Origin of the sequence: Micromonospora violae, assembly GCF_004217135.1 — a bacterium.
GTDB lineage: Bacteria > Actinomycetota > Actinomycetes > Mycobacteriales > Micromonosporaceae > Micromonospora > Micromonospora violae.
This window is the reverse complement of the sequence record NZ_SHKK01000001.1, coordinates 6,224,094-6,243,793: the sequence shown is the minus strand read 5'-3', so window position 1 is coordinate 6,243,793 and position 19,700 is coordinate 6,224,094. Positions and strand designations below refer to the sequence as shown.

Sequence of the window (19,700 nt, the reverse complement as noted above, 5' to 3'; positions counted from 1 at the left end):
CTCCGACCTCAGCCGCGGGTCAGCACGATGAGGTCGGCGTCATGGGTCGCGCTCCACTGCACGGGCAGGCCGACCGCAGTTAGGTGGCTGCCGGAGTAGTGCCGGTCGCCGTGCGAGTAACGGGCTGCCGGGTCGAGGCCGCGCAGGGGCAACCGGACCGGGCGGGACGGCAGCAGGCCGGTGCCGTCGAGCCGGCCGGTGTGCCAGGCCAGGACGACCACCCGGTCCCCGTCCGGCGCGGTGTACTGCACCGCGCAGCGGGCCTGGTCGGGGCCACCGATCAGGTGCACCTCGCCGTGCGTGACGACGTCCCGGATCTCCTTGTAGCGGGCGATCCAGCTGGCCGCCTCGGCCCGCTCGGCGGGGGTCCACGCCCGGATGTCCGCGCCGATGCCGAGCACACCGGCCATCGCCAGCACGAACCGGAACGCCAGCGTGCGCGGCCGGGGGTCGAACAGGCCGGGCGCGTCGGTGACCCAGGAGCTGAGCAGGTGCGGGGCGTTGGCGTGCAGGAAGCCGTACTGGATGGCCAGCCGGTCCAGCGGGCCGGTGTTGTCGCTGGGCCAGAAGACGTCGGCGCGGGCGGCCATCGCCAGGTCGGTCCGCGCGCCCCCGCCAGCGCACGCCTCGATCAGTACACCGGGATGGTCGCGGCGCAACCGCTCGTAGATCCGGTGCAGGTTGGCGACGTGCGCGCCGTCCAGGTCGACCGGGCCCACCCCACCGGACCGCCCCGGCTCGGTGCGTGGCCGGTTGAAGTCCCACTTCAGGTAGTCGATGTCGTAGCGGCGCAGCAGACCGTCGACGGTGGAGTGGACGAACTCGGCGACCTCCGGCCGACCCAGGTCGAGCAGGTACTGGTTACGGACCGGGGTGAGCGGTCGACCGTCGACGGCGTAGACCCAGTCCGGGTGCTCGGCGTACAGGGACGACTTCGGGTTGACGCACTCCGGTTCGACCCAGAGCCCGAAGTTCAGCCCGAGGGCGCGGACGTCGGCGATGAACGCGTCGAACCCGGCCGGGAACTTCGCCGGGTCGGGTGTCCAGTCGCCCAGCCCGGCGGTGTCGTCGTTGCGGCCGACGAACCAGCCGTCGTCCACGACGAACGTCTCCACGCCCAGCTCGGCGGCGATCCGGGCGAGCGCGAGCTGACTCTGCGCCTCGACCGCGAAGTAGGTCGCCTCCCAGGAGTTGTAGAGCACCGGGCGTCCGGTGAGCCGGTCGGCGGCCAGCAACCGTTGGTGGGTGTGCCAGACCCGGGCCAGCCCGTCCAGGCCGTCCGGGCTGTACGCCCCGGTGACCACCGGCAGGGTCAGCCGCTCGCCCGCGGCCAACTCCAACGGGCCGTCGACCAGCTGACGGCCGACCCGGACCCGGGTCAGCCCGCCGGTGTCCCGCTCGGCGCTGATCTCCCACGAGCCGGTCCAGGCCAGCGCCATCCCCCACGCCGGTCCGGCCGGCTCGGCGGTGTCCCGCACGGCCAGCCACGGCACGTGCAGATGCCCGGGTACGCCCTGGGAACTGCCGATGCTGAACGCGCCGTGGCCCAGCTCGATATGGGAGAGCTGGAACTCCTGCGCCCACTGCCCCCACTGGTGGCTGAGCAGCGCGCCGTGCGGCGTCGGTACGCAGAACCCGCCCGATCCGGCCCGGATCACCCGCAGCGCGTCGGTGCCGTCGTTGGTCAGCTCGACCCACCGCTGCACCACGTCGGTGCCGACGGGCACCCGGTAGTGCACGGTGGCGCGCAGCCCGGTGACCGGGTCGGCGAAGTCGACGGCCAGCTCCCGCTGGTCGGCGTCGACCCGCGCGTCGGTGTGCACGAAGCCCACCCGACGCTGCCCGTTCGCGGTCTCGATCACCAGGTCGGCGCCGGTGAACGGGCGGTCGGCATCGGTGGCGTACTCGATCGGGGCCGCGTCCCCCGCGGTGAGGAACGGGACCGGGCCGTCGTAGCCGACCGGCGAGGGCCCGTCGGAGACCCCGTGCGGCCCCCAGGCGACGAGTTCCAGCCAGCGGCCGTGGGCGGGCACCCGCACCGTGTACTCGGTGTGCGTACCGCGCAGCGTCCAGCGCCGCCCGGCCTCGGCGGTCACTTGACCGCTCCGAGCGCCAGGCCGGAGACGAAGTGCCGCTGGAAGCGCAGGAACACCGCGACGGTGGGGACGGCCGCGATGACCGTACCGGCGGCGATGACGTTCCAGGACGAGACGAACTGCCCCTGGAGGGCGAGCAGCGCCGGGGTGACCGGCATGTTGTCGTCGGTACGCAGAACGGTGATCGCCCAGAGCAGGTCGTTGAAGATCCAGGTGAAGGAGAGCGCCCCGAGAGCGGCCAGCGCCGGTCGGGTCAGCGGCAGCATCACCCTGGTGAAGATCTGCGCGGTGCCGGCCCCGTCGATGGTGGCCGCCTCCTGGATCTCGTGCGGCAGGTCCCGCATGAAGCCGTGCAGGACGAAGGTGTAGAAGCCGAGCCCGAAGCCGACCTGCACCGCGATCAGCGCCCAGAGCGTGTCGTACAGACCGGTCAGCTCGCTGAACTTGGCCACCGGGATGAGCAGGATCTGCGGTGGGAGCAGGTTGCCGGCGAGCATCAACAGCAGGATGGTCCGCCGACCGGGGATCCGGAAGCGACTGAGCGCGAAGGCGGCCATCGCGGCCAGCCCCAGGCTCACCAGCACCGACGGGACGGTGACCAGCATGCTGTTGATCAGCGCGCGCAGTTCGCCGCCGTCGGTCCACGCCTGTCGGTAGGTGTCCAGGGTGAACGAACGGGGCAGGCTGCCCACGCCGTGCGCGGCGATGTCGTCGAACGACCGGGTGGACATCACCACCACCCAGAGCACCGGGCCCAGCCAGAGCAGCGAGAGCAGGATCATGCCGGTGTGGAAGGCCCCGGTACGGAGCTTGTTCATGACGCTTCCTCCCGGAACGCGCGGACCAGGTAGCCGAGGATGACGGCCAGCGCGAGCACGAAGATCACGACAGCGATCGCGGAGGCGTAGCCCAGCCGCAGGCTCTGGAACGCGGTCGAGTACATGTAGGTGCTGAGCAGCTCCGACGAGTGGTACGGCCCGCCCTTGGTCAGCGACCAGACGATGTCGAACGAGCGCAGCGAGTCGATCACGATGACCGACAGCACCACCGCGTTGACTCCCTTGAGCTGGGGGATGGTGACGTGCCGCAGTCGTTGCCAGGAGTTCGCGCCGTCCATCCGGGCCGCCTCGTGCAGCGCCGGGTCGATCGCTTTCAGCCCGGCCAGGAACAGCACCATCACGTAGCCGATCTGCCGCCACAGCGCGGGCAGGATCACCGCGTACAGGGCGGTCTGGGGGTCGGCCAGCCAGGGCCGGATCAGCTGCTCCAGCCCGACCGCCCGCAGCAGCGTGTCGGCGATGCCGTCGGGCTGGTAGAAGACCCGCCAGACCAGAGCGGTCACCACCAGCGAGAACACCACCGGGGTGAACAGCGCGGCCCGGTAGAAGCCGACCCCGCGCCGCTCCTTCTGCAGGACGAGCGCCATCCCGAAGCCGCCCAGCACGGAGAGGCCACCGAAGAGCACCAGCCAGATCACCGTGTTGACCAGCGCACCCCGGAAGGTGGCGTCGCCGGCCAACTCGACGTAGTTGTCCGTGCCGACGAAGGTCGGCGGCGTCATCCCGTCCCAGCGGGTGAGGGAGAACCAGAAGCCCTGGATCGCCGGCCAGAACACCCAGACGCTCTCCACCGCGAACGGTACGAGGACGAACGCCACCAGCAGCGGCGACAGTCGAGCCGACCGTCGCCGCCGCCGGGTGGGGGTGACCGAAGTCGTGGAGATCGTTGCCGTCACGTCAGCCCTTGAAGACCTTCTCGGCGCCGGCCTGCCACTCCCGCAGGATCGCGTCGATCTGGTCCGGTTTGTCCATGAACTTGGTCAGTGCGGTATCCGCGGTCGGCTGGAGCGCGTCGCTGGAGTCCCGGTTGAAGAACTGGGTCAGCTCCCTGGCCTCGCCCAGCATCGCCTTGCCCTTGGCCACCAGTGGCGAGTCCGATGCCCTGGCCTTGGGGTTGGCCGGCAGCACGATGCCGGAGCTGGCCTTGACGTACGCCTCCTGCGCCTCGACCCCGGCCAGGTAGGTGAGCAGGGCCTTGGTGCCGGTCGGGTTGGCGCTCTTCGCGCTGGCGAAGAAGCCGTCGGTCGGTGCCTCCTCAGCCAGCGGCACCGCCGGGTCGATGATCGGGAACCGGAAGAAGTCCAGGTCACCGAGCGCGTCCTTGGGTGCCGCGTCGGCGAAGAACGTACCGATCAGGAACATGCCGGTCTTGCCGGCCAGCAGCGCGGTGGTCGCCTCCTGGAACGGGTACGCCTTGCCCTTGGGATCGAAGTAGGGCAGGGCCTCGCGCCAGCGGCTGAAGACCGCCTTGACCTTCGGGTCGTCGAAGCGCTGCTTGCCAGCGAGCAGCTCGCGGTGGAACGGTGCGCCGTTGATCCGGATGTTGAGGTAGTCGAACCAGGCCGAGGCCACCCACGGGGTGTCGCCCAGGCCGATGCCGATGGGCGGGATGCCCTTGCTCTTCAACGTCTCGCAGAGCGCCAGGAACTCGGTCCAGGTCTTCGGCTCCTGTACGCCCCACTTGGCGAAGTTGGACTTGCGGTAGAAGAAGCCCCACCAGTAGTTGTTCATCGGCACGAAGATCTGCTTGCCGGTGGCGTCGGTGGAGAGGGTGCGCAGCGACTCGGGGTAGTCGCCCAGCGACTTCCAGACGTCGGAGACATCCAGCAGCAGGTTCTTGCTGGCGTAGTCGTTGGCGACCGAGCCCGCGTACCAGGTGTAGAGGTCCGGAGGGTTGGCCGAGGTGAGGTAGGTCGGCAGCTGGGTCCGGAAGGTCTCCGAGGCGATGGTGTTGAGGCTCGCGGTGCCCTTGCCCTGCGCGTTGAAGGTCTCGATCAGCTTCTCCATCGCCGCCTTGGCCTGCGGCGAGGAGAGGTTGGACTGGATGGTGACCGCGCCCGAGCCGTTGCTCGTGCTCGGCCCGCTGGCGGAGCTGGCGCACGCGCTGAGGAACGAGCTGGCGCCGAGCGCGCCCAGGCCGGCAAGCCCGAGGTGGCCAAGGAATCGCCGGCGACCGGGGTCGAAGTCGCTCACGGAGGTATCCCTTCCTCTACGACACGCAGCGTCACCGCGCGATGTGTCGTCCATGTGAATGCTGTGACGAGAAGGTTGCATCGACCCTCGCCGGCTGTCAAGATATCTTCGTAATTAATGATTAGACGAGACCAAGGCGAGGGTCAGGTGGATCAGCCTATGCGCCGGCTTGAGGGCAAAAATGCGCTGGTCACCGGCGCAATGGGTGGGATCGGTGCGGCCATTGCGCGGCGGCTCGCCGCCGAGGGAGCGGGCGTCGCGCTGCTCGACGTGGCCGATCCGACCCCGCTGGCCGAGGAGCTGACCGCGCGCGGCGACCGCGCACTGTCCGTAGTGGCCGATGTCAGCGAGGAGGCGGACTGGACGGCCGCCGTGAGCGCCGTACGGGACCGCCTCGGCCCCGTCGACATCCTGGTCAGCACCGCGTACGCCGTGCGGGTCGCCCCGGCGCACGAGACCAGCCGGCAGTCCTGGGACCACCAGCTCGGCGTCAGCCTCACCGGCTCGTTCCTCGGCGTCCGCGCCTGCCTGGACGACCTGCGGGCCCGCTCGGGCGCGGTGGTGCTGATCTCCTCGGTGCACGCGCTGGTCGGGTTGCCCGGCCGACCCGCGTACGCCGCCGCCAAGGGTGGCCTGGTCGCACTCGGCCGCCAACTCGCCGTCGAGTACGGCCCCCAGGTCCGGGTGAACACCGTGCTGCCCGGGCCGATCCTCACCGCGGCGTGGGCCGACGTGTCCGAAGAGGACCAGCGACGCAGCATCGGGGAGACCGTCGCGAAGCGCTTCGGCACACCGGACGAGGTGGCCGCGACAGTCGCCTTCCTCGCCTCGCCGGACGCCGCCTACGTCACCGGCGCGAGCCTGGTGGTGGACGGTGGCTGGACAGCGGTGAAAGCCTCGGCCTGAGAGATCGATACCGACCAGCGAAAAGGCCAGGAGCATTGGCACAGTACGCACGCCGCGGCGTCCACGGGCAGACCGTCGAAGCGATCGCCCGTCGCATCCTCACCGGTGAGATCGCCGCCGGCGCTACCCTGAACATCGCCGCGTTGCAGGAGGAGTTCGACGTCAGCCTCACGGCGCTCCGTGAGGCGCTGAAGGTCCTCTCCGCCAAGGGCATCGTCGACGCGCGACAGAAGCGCGGCACCTTCGTCCGACCCCGTGCGGACTGGAACCTGCTCGACGGCGACGTGATTCGCTGGCAGTTCGCCGAGGGCACCGACCAGCGGTTGCTCGACCAACTGCACGAGGTGCGCGCCATCATCGAACCGGCCGCCGCACGACTGGCCGCCACCCGCGCCACCGAGGACGACCTGACCGCCCTCGACCGGGCACTGGACGAGATGGCCCAGGCCAACGGCGATCCCGCCGCCGCCATCGCCGCTGACCTCGCCTTCCACCGCGCGCTGCTCACCGCCACCCACAACGAGCTGCTGGAGCGGATGGAGGTGGTGATGGAGACCGGGCTCGCCGAACGGGACCGGCTGGTGCACGGCGGCACCCCGCACGACGACCCGGTGCCCAGCCACCGCGCGGTGGTCGACGCGCTGCGCGACCGGGACGAGACGGCGGCCGAGACCGCGATGCGTCAGTTGCTGGACAAGGCCGTCCGCGACGTCGAGAAGGCACGGGGACGAAGGGGCAGTCAGTGAAGATCGAGCGGATCGAGACCTTCCTGGTCGCGCCACGGTGGTTGTTCTGCCGGGTGGAGACCGACGACGGGCTGGTCGGGTGGGGTGAGCCGGTGGTCGAGGGCCGCGCCGAGGTGGTGCGCAGCGCGGTCGAGGTGCTCGCCGAATATCTGATCGGCGCCGACCCGCTGCGCATCGAGCAGCACTGGCAGGTGCTCACCAAGGGCGGCTTCTACCGGGGCGGCCCGATCCTCTCCAGCGCGGTCGCCGGCCTCGACCAGGCGCTCTGGGACATCGCCGGGCAGGCGTACGGCGCGCCGGTGCACGCGCTGCTCGGCGGGCCGGTGCGCGACCGGGTGCGGATCTACTCGTGGATCGGCGGGGACGAACCCGGCGAGGTGGCCGACGCCGCCGCCGCGCAGGTCGCCGCCGGTCTGACCGGGGTCAAGATGAACGCCTGTGGGCGGCTCTCGCCGATCCCCACCTCGGCCGAGGTGGACGCGGTCATCGGCCGGGTCGCCGCCGCCCGCGAGGTGCTCGGCCCCGACCGGGACATCGCGGTGGACTTCCACGGTCGCGCCGGAATGGCCGCCGTCCGCCGGATCCTGCCCGAGCTGGCCGCCCTGCGCCCGTTCTTCGTGGAGGAGCCGGTCCTGCCCGACCAGGCACACCACCTGGCCGGCATCGTCGCCAGCACGCCGATCCCGGTGGCCACCGGCGAACGGCTCTACGACCGGTCCGAGTTCCTCGGCCCGTTGCAGGCCGGGGTCGCCGTGGTTCAGCCGGACCTGTCGCACGCCGGTGGGATCTCCGAGGTCCGTCGGATCGCCGCGCTGGCCGAGACGTACGGCGCGCTGCTCGCCCCGCACTGCCCACTGGGCCCGATCTCCCTGGCGGCCAGCCTCCAGGTGGCCTTCGCGACACCGAACTTCCTGATCCAGGAGCAGAGCATCGGCATCCACTACAACGCCGGCTCGGAGCTGCTGGACTATCTGATCGACCCGGAGCCGTTCCGGTTCGTGGACGGGCACATCACCCGCCTCGACCGGCCCGGCCTGGGCATAACGGTCGACGAGACGGCGGTCCGCAAGGCCGCCCAGACCCCACACGCCTGGCGCAACCCGGTCTGGCAGCACGCCGACGGGTCGTTCGCCGAGTGGTGACCGACGCGACGCCGGTGGCGCTGCGGGTGGCGTACGACGCGGCGCACGGCGGCCGGTGGACGAGTCTGCACGGCGGTGGCCGGGAGTGGCTCTGGCGCGGCCCGGCACCCGGCCGGCACGACGTACGCCCCGACGACACGTTCGTCGACGCCGGTGGGCTGGAGGAGTGCCTGCCCACCGTGCGCGGCGAGCCCGACCACGGCGAGGTGTGGTCGCGGCCGTGGCGCGACGCCGGCCCCGGCACCGTGGTCATCGAACGGCCGACGTTCACTCTCACCCGCCGGATCACCGACGAGAGCGGCGTGGTGGTGGCCGACTACCGGCTGGCCGCCGACCCTGGGCACCGGTTCGTCTGGGCCGCGCACGCCCTGCTCGACCTCTCGCCCGCCGCCCGCCTCGACGCGCCCGCCGGCACCCCGACCCGGCTGCACCCGGAGGCCGCCGCGCTCCTGCCCCCGGGCGGTTGGCCCACCGGCGACCCGTGGTTGACCGGGCCGTGGCCGGCCCCGGCCGGGCTGGCCCTGGACGAATTCGGTCCGGACGACGGAACCGCGCTCGGCGCGGTGCTGCTCGACTGCGCCCGGGTCCAGGTGATCGACGGAGTCGACCGGTTGACCCTGGAGCTGGAGTGCGCGGACCAACCCCACGGCACCGCGCTCTGGCGCAACCTGGGCGGCTGGCCGGTCGATGGCCCCTACCGCAGCGTCGGCGTCGAACCGATGCTCGGCGCCGCCTTCGACCTGGCCGACGCCGGCCCCGACGACGCGGCGGTCGTCCCACCCACCGGTGAGGTCACCTGGCGACTCACCATCTCCGCTCACCGCATCCACTGAGGACACCTGATGAACCTGCTCGACGAGCTGCGTACCCATCGACTGTTGGCCATCGTGCGCGGCCCGGACCCGGCCGCCGCGCTGACCGCCGTGCTCACCCTGGCCGAGAGCGGCGTCGCCCTGATCGAGGTCTCGCTGACCAGCGCCGACGCGCTCGGCGTTCTCCGCCGCGCCCGCGCCGCCATCGGGCCCGACTTCGCCCTGGGCGCGGGCACCGTGCTCAGCGCCGAGGACGCCCGCGCGGCGGCCGACGCGGGTGCCGGTTTCCTGGTCACCCCGGCGATCGCACCGAGCCTCGCCGAGGGTGGCCGGCTCGGCCTGCCGGTGCTCGCCGGCGCCCTCACCCCCACCGAGGTCGTGCAGGCCAACGACGGCGGGGCCGCCGCGATCAAACTCTTCCCCGCCTCCCTCGGCGGGCCCGACTACCTCGGCGCGCTACGCGACCCGTTCCCCGGCACCGCGTTCGTGCCGGTCGGTGGGGTCGACGCGGACGGCTCGCGGCGCTACCTCGATCGGGGCGCGACAGCGGTCGGCGTCGGCTCCCCACTGCTCGGCGACGCCGTCCGAGGCGGCGACACGGCAGCGTTGCGCGACCGCGTCGCCGCCTTCCTCGCGGCGGTGCGGGCATGACCGACCTGCTCACCCTCGGCGAGACGATGGCGGCGTTCCGCACCACCGGCCCACTGCGGCTGGGCGGCACCGCCGGGATCTCCGTCGCCGGTTCCGAGTCGAACGTGGCGATCGGCCTGGCCCGGCTCGGCCACCGGGCCGCCTGGGTCGGAGTGACCGGCGCCGACGAGCCCGGTGAGCTGGTCCGCCGTACGCTGCGCGCCGAGGGCGTCGACCTGACCTGGTCCCGGGTCGACGCGACCGCTCCGACCGGGCTGATCCTCTTCGAGAACCGGGTCGCCGACATCAACCGGGTCACCTACCACCGCGCCGGCTCGGCCGGATCCCGACTGGGCCCGGCCGACGTGACCCCCGCCTTCGACACGCCCGGGCCAGCACCCCGGCTGTTGCACGTCACCGGCATCACCTGCGCGCTCGGCGTCGAGCCGTACCAGGCGGTGGTGGAGGCGGTACGGCGCGCCCGCACGGCCGGCACCACTGTCTGCCTGGACGTCAACCACCGCAACCGCCTCTGGTCGGTGGCGCAGGCCGCCGCCGCGCTGCGCCCGCTGCTGCCCTCGATCGACCTGGTGGTCGCCTCCGACGACGAGTTGGCCGTGCTGACCGACGCGGCCGACCCGGCCTCGGCGCTACTCTCGGCCGGCGTCACCGAGGTCGTGGTCAAACACGGCGCCGGTGGCGCGACCAGCCACAGCGCGACCGGCACGACCCACCGTCCAGCCCGGACGGTGTCGGTGGTGGACACCGTCGGCGCGGGCGACGCCTTCGTGGCCGGGCTGCTCTCCGGCTGGCTCGACGGCCTCGACGCGCCGACCCGCCTGGACCGGGCCGTCACCACCGGCGCGTTCGCGGTCGCCACCCGGGGCGACTGGGAGGGTCTGCCCGACCGGGCCGAGCTGGCGCTGCTCGACCACGGCCCCGGCGGTACGGTCCGCTGACGATCTTTGGAGGAGCACCATGGAGTTGACCGAGCCGACCGTCTGGAGCACCGACCGGCTGGAGTTGGGTGAGGGCCTGCGCTGGGTCGACGACCGGCTGGTCCTCGTCGACCTGCTGGCCGGGCGACTGTGGGAGACCGACGGCGACGCCCCGACACCGCTGCGGGAGCTGCGCCGCCTCGACGGGCCGCTCGGCGCGGTCGCCCCGGTGGCCGACCGGCCCGGCGAGTGGCTGGCCGCCGCCGGGACCGGCGTCACCCTGCTGCCCGCCACCGGCGACCCCCGACCGGTCGCCGAGCTGGTCGCCGACGCGCCCGAGCCGACCCGGCTGAACGACGCGGTCGCCGACCCGCACGGCCGCTTCTGGGCCGGCAGCATGACGTACGCGATGGTGCCCGGCGGTGGCACGCTGTTCCGCCTCACCCCGGGCGCCGACCCGGTCCCCGCGGTGACCGGGCTGACCATCCCGAACGGGCCGGCGTTCGACGCGACCGGCACCACCATGTACCTGGCCGACACACCCCGCGGCGAGATCGACCGGTTCACCGTCGACCCCGCCACCGGAGCCCTGCACGGGCGGGAGCCGTTCGTGCGACTGACCCCCGCCGACGGCGGCCCGGACGGCATGACGCTCGACGCGGCCGGCCACCTCTGGATCGCGCTGTGGGGTGGCTCCGCGGTCCGCCGCTACCGGCCCGACGGCACCCTCGACCAGGAGATCCGGCTGCCTGCCACGCAGCCGGCCGGCATCTGCCTGGGCGGCCCCGACCTGCGCCGACTCTTCATCGGCACGGCCCGGGTGGGGCTGGACACGCCCGGTCCGCAGGACGGCGCGTTGTTCGCCGTGGACGTCCAGGTGCCCGGCCTGCCCACCGCGCACGCCGCCGCGCCAGCGAGCTGACCCGAGGCATATCGGACGCCAGGTCGGGAACAACCGCACCGAAGCGCGGTACCAGCCGACCGGTAGGGAGCGAGCCGATGAACACCGTGGGACGGACGTCATGAACGGGCCGGTCGGCGACGAGCCGATGGGTGAACTGGAGCTGGTGCACACCTTCACCGGCCCGATGCCGACCGGGGTGAGCGTCTCGCACCGGGGCCGGATCTTCGTCAACTTCCCCAAGTGGGGTGACGAGGTGCCGGCCACCGTCGTCGAGCTGCGCGACGGCCGGGAGGTGCCCTACCCGGACCAGGCGTGGAACGACCCGTCCGGCGACGACGACGCGGGCGCGTTCGTGTCGGTGCAGAGCATCGTGGTCGACCCGGCCGACCGGCTCTGGGTGCTGGACACCGGCAGCCCGATGTTGCAACCCACCAAGCCGGGCGGCCCGAAGCTGGTCCGGGTCGACCTGGAGACCGACACCGTCGCCCAGGTGATCACCTTCCCGGCGGACGTGGCGCTGCCGACGACGTACCTCAACGACGTCCGCTTCGACCTGCGGCGGGGCGAGTCGGGGGTCGCGTACATCACCGACTCCGCGTTCGCCGGGCCGAACGGGATCATCGTGGTGGACCTGGCCAGCGGTGCCGCCTGGCGGCGGCTGCACGACCACCCGTCCACCAAGGCGAAGCCGCTGACGTCGTTCCGCCCGATTGTCGAGGGCCGGCCGTTCCTGGAACGGCCGGCCGACGGGCCGCCGAAGCCGGTAGCGATGGGCTCCGACGGCATCGCCATCTCCGCCGACGGCACCCGGCTCTACTACTGCCCGTTGGCGTCCCGGCGCCTTTACAGCGTCTCCACCGAAGCGCTGGCCGACCCGGGCGTCACCCAGGAGGCGGTCGCCGCGACAGTGGTCGACGAGGGCGACAAGGGCACCGCCTCGGACGGGTTGGAGAGCGACGACGCGGGACGGCTCTACCTCACCTCGTACGAGCACAACGCGGTGCTGCGGCGACTGCCGGACGGCGAGTACGAGACCCTGGTGCACGACCCGCGACTGCTCTGGCCAGACACCATGTCGGTGGCCGCCGACGGGCACCTCTACGTCACCGCCAACCAACTGCACCGGCAACCGCAGTACCAGCGCGGCCAGGACCTGCGGCGCAAGCCGTACGCGTTGTTCCGGACCCGCATCGACGCCGGGCCGGTGCTGCTGCGCCGCTGAGCACCGACGCTCGCCCTCGCTCAGCCGACGGGCAGGGCGCGGTCCAGGAGGTCGAAGAGCGCGCGCCAGTGACGCTCGGTGGCCTGCTCGTCGTACGCCGGGGTGTCGCTCATGGTGTAGCCATGGTGGGCGCCGGCGTACACCTCGGAGCGGTACCGCACTCCGGCGGCGTCGAGAGCCTTCTCCAGCGTGGCGATCTGCTCGGGCGTCATCGACTGGTCGGCGTCGGCGTGCCCGAAGTACAGCTCGCCGGTGATCGAGGCGACGCCCAGGTGCGGGCTGTCGGGCGCGTCGGTGACGATCCGCCCGCCGTGGAAGCTGGCGATCGCCGCGATGCGGTCCGGGTGCGCCTCGATGGCCCGCAGCGCGTTGGTGCCGCCCATGCAGTATCCGGTGATGGCGACCGGGCCTGGCCGGACGTCGTCGCGGGCGGCCAGGAAGTCGAGGTACGCGGCGGTGTCCCGGTTGATCACGTCCGCGGTCAACGCGCCGATCAACGGCATGGCCTTCGCGAAGAGTGCGGCGCGACCGTCGGCCTCACCGAGTCGGGACAGGTCGAACAGCGGTGCCCGGCCGCCCCGGTAGAGCAGATGGGGCGTCAGCACGAGGTAACCCCGGGCGGCGATCCGCTCGGCCATCTCGACCAGGCGCGGACGCGGCCCGATGGCGTCCATGAAGAGCAGCACCGCCGGGAACGGACCGTCCCCGTCCGGCCGGGTCAGGCTCGCGTCCGCCACTCCGTCGCTGGTCGGGATGTCCACCGTCGTCGTCAGCACTGTGCCTCCTCGTACGTCGATCATGGTCCGTTCACGACGCTACCCGCCGGGTCGGCAGGCCCGGGCGGCAACCAAGGGTCAGGGGCGGTAGCGGTAGCCCATTCCCGGCTCGGTGATGAGGTGCCGGGGGCGGGCCGGGTCGTCCTCCAGCTTGCGCCGCAGCTGGGCCAGGTACTGCCGCAGGTAGTTGGTCTCGTTCTGGTATTCCGGCCCCCACACGTCCTGGAGGAGCTGACGTTGGCTGACCAGCTTGCCGGGGTGCCGCAGCAGCTTCTCCAGCACGCTCCACTGGGTGGGGGTGAGTTTGACCTCGGTGCCGTCGTCGTGGTGCACGCGGTGGTCGGCCAGGTCGACGGTGTGTCGACCGATCCGCAGCGCCGGCACCGCTTCGTTGGACGCGCCGAGGCGGCGGGTCACCGCGCGGATGCGGGCCAGCAGCTCCTCCACCCCGAACGGTTTGGTGACGTAGTCGTCCGCGCCGGCGTCGAGCGCGGCGACCTTGTCCTCACTGCCGGCCCTCCCGGAGAGCACGATGATCGGTACGCTGGTCCACCCGCGCAGGCCCCGGATCACCTCCACGCCGTCGATGTCGGGCAGGCCGAGGTCCAGCACCACCAGGTCGGGCGGGTGGCTGGCGGCGGCCTTCAACGCGGCGGCCCCGGTGCCGGCGACGTCCACGTCGTAGCGGCGGGCCCGCAGGTTGATGCGCAGGGCACGCAGGATCTGCGGTTCGTCGTCGACGACCAGGATGCGCGTCATTCCTGCGGCCCTTCCGGGGTGGTCTGCGCGGCCGGCAGCCGCAGCACCATGGTGAGCCCACCGCCGGGGGTGGCCTCGGGGGTGATGCTGCCACCCATCGCCTCGGCCAGCCCCCGGGACAGGGCAAGGCCGAGACCGACGCCGGTCTGGTTGTCCCGGTCACCGAGGCGTTGGAACGGCAGGAAGACGTGCTCCCACTGGTCCTCCGGGATGCCCGGCCCCCGGTCGATCACCCGCAGCTCGACCTGGCCGGCGTGGGCGCTGGCGGTGATCCTGGGCGGCTGACCGGGCGGGCTGTGGCGTAGCGCGTTGGCGATGATGTTGACCAGCACCCGTTCCAGCAGGCCCGGGTCGGCGGTCGCGGCCGGCAGGTCGGCCGGGATGTCCGTGCCGACGGTCGCGGCCGCCGCACCGAGTTCGTCCAACGCCAGGGGTACGGCGTCCTCCAGGCCGATCGCGGTCGCCGAGATGCCCAGCACGCCCGCCTGGAGCCGGCTCATGTCCAGGAGATTGGCGACCAGCCGGGCGAGGCGGTCCAGCGACTCCTCGGCGGTCTCCAACAACTCCTCGCGGTCGGACTCGTCGAACTCGATGTCGTGGCTGCGCAGGCTGGTCACGGCCGCCTTGGCGGACGCCAGCGGCGTACGCAGGTCGTGGCTGACCGCCGCGAGCAGCGCGGTGCGCATCCGGTCGGCGGCGGCGAGGGGCCGGGCGGTCGCGGCCTCCTCGGCGAGCCGTTCCTGGCGCAGCGCGACGGCGGCCTGGGCGGCGAACGCCTCGACGATCCGCCGGTCGGCGGCCTCCAACCGCCGGCCGCTGAGCACCACGGTGATCCGGTCGTCGACCGGTACCGCCGTCTCGCCGCCGTCGGGCGTGCAGGCCGGCTGGTCGCCGACGCTGGCCACGACACACCAGGCGTGCTCCTCGCGGGCGCGCGCCGGACGCCCGCTGGCCTCCTCGGCCAACTCCAGCACGCTCACCGCGCGCAGCCCGAAGGTCTCCCGGAGCTGATCCAGCAGGGCGGGCAGCGGGCGTTCGCCGCGCAGCACACCACCGGCGACGGCGGCGAGGGTCTGCGCGTCGGCGGCGGCCCGGGCGGCCTCCCGGGTCCGCCGGGCGGCCACGTCGACGATCCAGCTCACCGCCAACGCCACCCCGACGAAGACGGCCAGGGCGAGCAGGTTGTCCGCCTTGGCGATGGTCAACGTGCGAAACGGCGGGGTGAAGAACCAGTTGAGCAGCAGCGAACCGCCGAGCGCGGCGACCAGGGCCGGCCACACCCCGCCGACCAGGGCCACCCCCACCACCCCGGCGAGGAACAGCAGGATGTCGTTGGTCAACGTCAGGTCGGGCATGGCCTTCAGCAGCAGGGTGAGCAGCGGCATCCCCAGCGCCGCGAGGCCGAAGCCGAGCAGCCGGCGGCGGCGGGACAGCGCCGCCGGGACGGCCGCCGCCCGACGGCCCTTGCCGGCCTGCTTGTGGGTGACCAGGTGCACGTCGATCGAGCCGGACAGCGCGGTGGTGGTCACCCCGACACCCCGGGCGAAGATCTGCGCGAGGCGGCCCCGCCGGCTGGCCCCGAGCACCAACTGGGTGGCGTTCACGCCCTGGGCGAAGTCCAGCAGCGCGGCCGGCACGTCGGTGCCGAGCACCTGGTGGTACGTGCCGCCCAGGCTCTCCACCAGCACCCGCTGGCGGGCCAGCTGGGCCGGGTCGGCGCCGGCCAGGCCGTCGCTGCGGGCCACGTGCACGGCGAGCAGGTCGGCACCCTTGCTGCGGGCCGCGACCCGGGCCGCCCGGCGGATCAGCGTCTCGCCCTCCGGGCCGCCGGTCAGCGCGACCACGACCCGTTCCCGGGCCTCCCAGGTGGCGGCGATCCCCTGCTGGCTGCGGTAGCGGTCGAGCTGCTCGTCGACCTTGTCGGCGAGCCAGAGCAGCGCCAGCTCGCGTAGCGCGGTGAGGTTGCCGACCCGGAAGTAGTTGCCCAACGCGGCGTCGATCTTGTCGGGGCGGTAGATGTTGCCGTGCGCCATCCGCCGCCGCAGCGCCTCCGGGGTCATGTCGACCAGTTCGACCTGCTCGGCGGCGCGGACGATCTCGTCCGGCACGGTCTCCCGCTGGGTGGTGCCGGTGATCTGCGCGACGACGTCGTTGACCGACTCCAGGTGCTGCACGTTGACCGTGGACAGCACGTTGATGCCCGCGTCGAGCAACTCCTGGACATCCTGCCAACGCTTGTCGTGCCGGGAACCAGGCACGTTGCTGTGCGCCAGCTCGTCGACCACCGCGAGCTGCGGCCGGCGGGCCAGCACCGCGTCCAGGTCCATCTCGGTGAACTCCGCGCCGCGGTAGTCCATGCTCCGACGACGCACCTGCTCCAGGTCGCCGAGCATCGCCGCGGTGTGCGGGCGGCCGTGGGTCTCCACAAAGCCGATCACCACGTCGGTGCCGCGCGCGGCCCGCCGTTGGGCCTCCTCCAACATGGCGTACGTCTTGCCGACGCCGGGAGCGGCCCCGAGATAGATGCGCAGTTCTCCGCGTGGCACGGGAACATCCTTCCTGGTGGGGATCGCCGATGCGGGAGACCGGGCGAGACCGCTCGAGGGGAACGGTCTCGCCCGGTGTCGTGCTCAGGGCCTGCTCAGCGTGCCGGGAACTGCTCGTCCAGTGCGATGTTCAGCTCCAGCACGTTCACCCCCGGCTCGCCCATGAAGCCGAGCGCCCGCCCGGTGGTGTGCGCGTCCACCAGTTTGCGGACGGCCGCCGGGTCCGCGCCGCGCTCCCGCGCGACGCGATCGACCTGCAACTCGGCGTACGCCGGGCTGATCTGTGGGTCGAGGCCGCTGCCGCTGGCGGTGACCGCGTCGGCGGGCACGGCCGGGTCGGCGGGCGCGTCGCCCCGGATCGGGGTGACCAGCCCACCGGCGGCCACGTAGTCCTCGCCGGGCTTGGCCAGCTCCACCGGCACCCCCTCGTACGAGGAGACGAACGGTGTCGCCGGGGCGGTCTGGTTGACGCTGACCACCCGGGTGACCGGGCCGGTGAGACCGTCGGCGCGGAAGACCGCGAGCACGGCGCCCACCCCGTCGTCGGTGCAGTACGGGCGGCGACCGTCGACGCCGTTGAGCTCGCCGACGGCCCTGCTGCGTTCGCAGACCTGGGTGAGCAGGCTTTCGCTGGATTCCTCCGGGTCGGTGGCGATGGTGTCGACCACGCTCTCCGGGCCAAGGTTGCTGGCCGAGGTCGAGGTCGGGTCGTAGCCGTCACCGGCGGCCGACGGGCGGGACTGGAAGTAGCGGGCGACGGGGTTGCCGTCCGCGTCCGTGAAGGACTGGCCGATCAGCGAGCTGCCGACCGTCGTCCCACCCAAGGTGATCAGCGAGCCGTCGGCCTTGTGGTGGAGGCCGGGCAGTTGACCGACCGCGACCAGGGCCAGCGGGTAGACCAGCCCGAGCAGCATCGTGAACACGAGCACGGCGCGCAGAGCGGCGAGGTGTTGGGCGATCCAGGTGGGTAGGCGCATCACGAAATCCCCGGAATGAACTGGATGAGCAGGTCGATGATTTTGATCCCGATGAAGGGCACGACGATGCCGCCCAGCCCGTACACCAGCAGGTTGCGGCTGAGCAGCTTCGACGCGGCGTTCGGCCGGTACCGCACACCGCGCAGGGCGAGCGGGATCAGCGCGATGATCACCAAGGCGTTGAAGATGACCGCGGACAGGATCGCCGACTCCGGGCTGGACAGCCGCATGATGTTCAGCGCGTCCAGGCTCGGGTAGAGGCCGGCGAACATGGCCGGGATGATCGCGAAGTACTTGGCGATGTCGTTGGCGATGCTGAAGGTGGTCAGCGCGCCACGGGTGATCAGCAACTGCTTGCCGATTTCCACGATCTCGATCAGCTTGGTCGGGTCGGAGTCGAGGTCGACCATGTTGCCGGCCTCCTTGGCGGCCGACGTGCCGGTGTTCATCGCCACCCCGACGTCGGCCTGCGCGAGTGCTGGCGCGTCGTTGGTGCCGTCACCGGTCATCGCGACCAGCCGGCCACCCTCCTGCTCCCGCTTGATCAGCGCGAGCTTGTCCTCCGGCGTGGCCTCGGCCAGGAAGTCGTCCACCCCGGCCTCGTCGGCGATCGCCTTCGCGGTACGCGGGTTGTCCCCGGTGATCATCACGGTCCGGATGCCCATCCGGCGCATCTCGTCGAACCGCTCCCGCATGCCGGACTTGACCACGTCCTTGAGGTGGATGACGCCCAGCGCGCGAGCGGGTTCACCGTCCACGTGCTCGGCGACGACCAGCGGGGTGCCACCGGTACCGCTGATCGCGTCCACGATCTCGCCGACCTGCTCGGTCGGGTGGCCGCCGTTCTCCCGTACCCACTTCATGACCGCGGCGGCGGCGCCCTTGCGGACCCGGCGGGCCGCGCCCACCGCGCCGCCGTCCACGCCGGCGTCCGGGGTGAGGTCGACGCCGCTCATCCGGGTCTGCGCGGTGAACGGTACGAAGGTGGCGTGCGGCATCACGCCGGGCTCGCGCTCGCGCAGCCCGAACTCGTTCTTCGCCAGGACGACCACCGAGCGCCCCTCCGGGGTCTCGTCGGCCAGGCTGGACAGCTGCGCGGCGTCCGCCACGGTCGCCGCGTCGACCCCCTCGACGGGTACGAACTCGGCGGCCTGACGGTTGCCCAGCGTGATGGTGCCGGTCTTGTCCAGCAGCAGGGTGTTGACGTCGCCGGCCGCCTCGACCGCCCGGCCGCTCATGGCCAGGACGTTGCGCTGGACGAGGCGGTCCATGCCGGCGATGCCGATGGCGGAGAGCAGCGCGCCGATGGTGGTGGGGATGAGGCAGACCAGCAGCGAGATCAGCACGACACCGGTCACACCGGAGCCGGTGATCGCCCCGCTGTCCGGTGCGGCCGCCTGGTACGCCTTGGAGAAGATGGCGAGGGGCTGGAGGGTGACCACGGCCAGCAGGAAGATGATCGTGAGCGCGGCGAGCAGGATGTTCAGCGCGATCTCGTTCGGGGTCTTCTGCCGGTTGGCGCCCTCGACCAGGGCGATCATCCGGTCGATGAAGCTCTCCCCCGGCTTCTGGGTGATCTTCACGATGATCTGGTCGGAGAGCACCTTGGTGCCGCCGGTGACCGCGCTGCGGTCGCCGCCGGACTCCCGGATGACCGGGGCCGACTCACCGGTGATGGCCGACTCGTCGACGCTGGCGATGCCCTCGACGATGTCGCCGTCGCCGGGGATGATGCCGCCCGCCTCGACCAGGACGATGTCGCCCTGCCGCAGCTCGGGCGCGGGTACCGCCTCGTCGCGGTAGGTGTTGGCCCGCGCGCCCGGCTTCCAGTCGATCAGCCGGGTGGCGATGGTGTCCTTCTTCGCCTGCCGCAGGGTCGCCGCCTGGGCCTTGCCCCGACCCTCGGCGACCGCCTCGGCCAGGTTCGCGAAGATCACGGTCAGCCAGAGCCAGATAGTGATCGCCCAGGCGAACACCGACGGATCGGTCACCGCCAGGACGGTGGTGAAAGCCGCGCCGACCTCCACGATCAGCATCACCGGGTTGCGCCACAGCGTGCTGGGGTTGAGCTTGCGTACCGCGTCCGGCAGGGACCGGATCAACTGCTTGGGGTCGAGCAGGCCCCCGCCGATCCGGTTGCCCTGGGTGGCGGGCGTACCGGGAAGTTGCTCTGTTGGGGCGGACGTGACGGACATGTCCTCGTTCCTCATGATG

At 72.1% G+C, this 19,700-nt stretch carries 17 protein-coding genes; 8 read left to right on the top strand and 9 right to left on the bottom strand.

The window, feature by feature from the left end; all coding sequences use genetic code 11:
* Positions 1–8: 8 nt before the first annotated feature.
* Genes EV382_RS28235 through EV382_RS28220 form a run of 4 tightly spaced genes read right to left on the bottom strand, consistent with a single transcriptional unit; the run spans position 9 to position 5,128 of the window.
* Positions 9–2,096 (bottom strand): alpha-galactosidase, encoded by a 2,088-nt coding sequence (locus EV382_RS28235; protein WP_130406808.1) that lies wholly within the window; start codon positions 2,094–2,096, stop codon positions 9–11.
* Positions 2,093–2,914 (bottom strand): carbohydrate ABC transporter permease, encoded by an 822-nt coding sequence (locus EV382_RS28230; RefSeq protein WP_130406806.1) that lies wholly within the window; start codon positions 2,912–2,914, stop codon positions 2,093–2,095. The genes EV382_RS28235 and EV382_RS28230 overlap by 4 nt, the downstream gene beginning before the upstream one ends.
* Complete coding sequence (locus EV382_RS28225) at positions 2,911–3,831, bottom strand: carbohydrate ABC transporter permease (protein ID WP_130406804.1); 921 nt, start codon at positions 3,829–3,831, stop codon at positions 2,911–2,913. Before EV382_RS28225 ends, EV382_RS28230 begins: the two co-directional genes overlap by 4 nt.
* A gap of 1 nt (position 3,832) precedes the next feature.
* Positions 3,833–5,128 (bottom strand): ABC transporter substrate-binding protein, encoded by a 1,296-nt coding sequence (locus tag EV382_RS28220; protein ID WP_130406802.1) that lies wholly within the window; start codon positions 5,126–5,128, stop codon positions 3,833–3,835.
* Between the two features lie 159 nt (positions 5,129–5,287).
* Here EV382_RS28220 and EV382_RS28215 point away from each other — a divergent pair, with 159 nt between their 5' ends.
* The 8 genes from EV382_RS28215 to EV382_RS28180 all read left to right on the top strand — a co-directional run bounded on the left by EV382_RS28215 (position 5,288) and on the right by EV382_RS28180 (position 12,428).
* Entirely contained in the window at positions 5,288–6,034 is a 747-nt protein-coding gene (locus tag EV382_RS28215; protein ID WP_130406800.1) for an SDR family NAD(P)-dependent oxidoreductase, read from the top strand.
* Positions 6,035–6,069: 35 nt separating this feature from the next.
* Positions 6,070–6,780, top strand: a complete 711-nt coding sequence (locus EV382_RS28210) for a FadR/GntR family transcriptional regulator (RefSeq protein WP_130406798.1) — start codon at positions 6,070–6,072, stop codon at positions 6,778–6,780.
* The gene (gene dgoD / locus EV382_RS28205) at positions 6,777–7,922 is read left to right on the top strand and encodes a galactonate dehydratase (RefSeq protein WP_130406796.1); all 1,146 of its coding nucleotides are present in this window, start codon (positions 6,777–6,779) and stop codon (positions 7,920–7,922) included. Before EV382_RS28210 ends, dgoD begins: the two co-directional genes overlap by 4 nt.
* Positions 7,916–8,755, top strand: a complete 840-nt coding sequence (locus tag EV382_RS28200; RefSeq protein WP_130406794.1) for a hypothetical protein — start codon at positions 7,916–7,918, stop codon at positions 8,753–8,755. Before dgoD ends, EV382_RS28200 begins: the two co-directional genes overlap by 7 nt.
* Positions 8,756–8,764: 9 nt before the next feature.
* A complete protein-coding gene (locus tag EV382_RS28195) occupies positions 8,765–9,385 on the top strand; it encodes a bifunctional 4-hydroxy-2-oxoglutarate aldolase/2-dehydro-3-deoxy-phosphogluconate aldolase (RefSeq protein ID WP_130406792.1) in 621 nt (206 codons plus the stop codon).
* Positions 9,382–10,323 carry a sugar kinase gene (locus tag EV382_RS28190; RefSeq protein WP_130406790.1) on the top strand — a complete coding sequence of 314 codons (942 nt, stop codon included), beginning with the start codon at positions 9,382–9,384 and terminating at the stop codon, positions 10,321–10,323. The genes EV382_RS28195 and EV382_RS28190 overlap by 4 nt, the downstream gene beginning before the upstream one ends.
* A 19-nt stretch (positions 10,324–10,342) precedes the next feature.
* Entirely contained in the window at positions 10,343–11,224 is an 882-nt protein-coding gene (locus tag EV382_RS28185) for an SMP-30/gluconolactonase/LRE family protein (protein WP_130406788.1), read from the top strand.
* A gap of 100 nt (positions 11,225–11,324) precedes the next feature.
* Positions 11,325–12,428, top strand: a complete 1,104-nt coding sequence (locus tag EV382_RS28180; protein ID WP_130406786.1) for an L-dopachrome tautomerase-related protein — start codon at positions 11,325–11,327, stop codon at positions 12,426–12,428.
* A gap of 20 nt (positions 12,429–12,448) precedes the next feature.
* Here the strand turns inward: EV382_RS28180 and EV382_RS28175 are convergent, their stop codons facing one another.
* From EV382_RS28175 to kdpB, 5 genes are all read right to left on the bottom strand, one after another.
* Entirely contained in the window at positions 12,449–13,204 is a 756-nt protein-coding gene (locus EV382_RS28175) for a dienelactone hydrolase family protein (RefSeq protein WP_130406784.1), read from the bottom strand.
* Between the two features lie 78 nt (positions 13,205–13,282).
* The gene (locus EV382_RS28170) at positions 13,283–13,963 is read right to left on the bottom strand and encodes a response regulator (RefSeq protein WP_130406782.1); all 681 of its coding nucleotides are present in this window, start codon (positions 13,961–13,963) and stop codon (positions 13,283–13,285) included.
* Complete coding sequence (locus EV382_RS28165; RefSeq protein WP_130406780.1) at positions 13,960–16,509, bottom strand: sensor histidine kinase; 2,550 nt, start codon at positions 16,507–16,509, stop codon at positions 13,960–13,962. Before EV382_RS28165 ends, EV382_RS28170 begins: the two co-directional genes overlap by 4 nt.
* A gap of 95 nt (positions 16,510–16,604) precedes the next feature.
* Positions 16,605–17,486: a potassium-transporting ATPase subunit C gene (locus EV382_RS28160; protein ID WP_130406778.1), complete on the bottom strand. Its 882-nt coding sequence runs from the start codon at positions 17,484–17,486 to the stop codon at positions 16,605–16,607.
* Positions 17,486–19,681 (bottom strand): potassium-transporting ATPase subunit KdpB, encoded by a 2,196-nt coding sequence (kdpB, locus tag EV382_RS28155; protein WP_130406776.1) that lies wholly within the window; start codon positions 19,679–19,681, stop codon positions 17,486–17,488. The genes EV382_RS28160 and kdpB overlap by 1 nt, the downstream gene beginning before the upstream one ends.
* Positions 19,682–19,700: the final 19 nt, after the last annotated feature.